Origin of the sequence: Meiothermus sp., assembly GCF_025056915.1 — a bacterium.
Classification (GTDB): domain Bacteria; phylum Deinococcota; class Deinococci; order Deinococcales; family Thermaceae; genus Meiothermus.
This window is the reverse complement of sequence record NZ_JANWVH010000170.1, coordinates 1-972: the sequence shown is the minus strand read 5'-3', so window position 1 is coordinate 972 and position 972 is coordinate 1. Positions and strand designations below refer to the sequence as shown.

Annotated in this window: 1 protein-coding gene and 1 pseudogene; both read left to right on the top strand. The window is 60.6% G+C overall.

Annotated elements, in window-relative coordinates; all coding sequences use genetic code 11:
- Nucleotides 1–78: 78 nt before the first annotated feature.
- Entirely contained in the window at nt 79–756 is a 678-nt protein-coding gene (locus tag NZN28_RS14485) for an HAD family hydrolase (RefSeq protein WP_295399353.1), read from the top strand.
- Nucleotides 757–788: 32 nt separating this feature from the next.
- Nucleotides 789–905, top strand: a pseudogene (locus NZN28_RS14480) (carboxymuconolactone decarboxylase family protein); the annotation flags it as partial.
- Nucleotides 906–972 lie beyond the last annotated feature (67 nt).

Genomic DNA, 972 nt, shown 5'->3' with positions numbered 1-972 from the left:
CTCGGGCGAAAGCGCCCTGAGGGTATCACGGCGCCAAAGCCAAGCTCAACCCCAAGGACCACCGGTAGTATGTTAGCTATGATTCGGGCAGTTCTTTTTGACGTGGGGGATACCCTAATCCTGGGCCACCCCAGGCTGTGGCTCTGGCCTCTCCTCGAGCAAAGGGGCCTTGAGGCCAAGGCTGACCCAGCCCGCCTCCCTCAGGCCACCAAGGAGGCCTATCAGCACTACGCAGCGCACCACATGCAGGCCACCGACGAGACCACTGCGCTTGCCTTCTGGCGGGCTTTCCACCGGGAGATCATGCGGGGCATCGGGCTGGAGGAGCACGCCGACGAAATTGCCGACTACCTGGCGCAAAACTGGCAGAGCCCCCATATCTGGCCCCTTGCCCCCGGCGCCAAGGAGGTGCTGGCCGAACTAAAGGGGCTGGGCTTTCGGCTGGGGGTGGTCTCCAACTGGGACTGGACGCTGCCAGGAGTCCTCAGGGCCACAGGGCTGGCCGATTTTTTTGACTACATTGGAGCCTCGGCCCTTCTGGGAGTAGCCAAGCCCAACCCCCGCTTTTTCCACATCGTTTTGGACAGGCTAGGGGTCCATCCGAGGGAGGCTCTGCACATCGGCGATTCAGAAGACGATATCCAGGGCGCACAGGCCGCCGGCGTTCGGCCCGTCCTCTTCGACGCTTACGGAAGAAATCCCGCCGCTATTCGCGACCTGAATCAGGTGGTGGCTCTGGCTACAGGAAGGGCTTGACGAGGGGCGGCCTGGCCCTAAGACTGGCCTGCATGAGCGTGCGCAAAGCCATATGGGGGGAGAACTTCGGGGCCATCGAGGAAAGCCTAACCGAGGTGGACCCCGACCTCTATGCCTACATCCGCGACTTTGCGTATAGACAAGAGATTGAACTGTAGTGAAAAGTAGTGAAAAAAGGGCATAAACTTAGGCTGAAAGGCTAGAATGCTCGGTCAA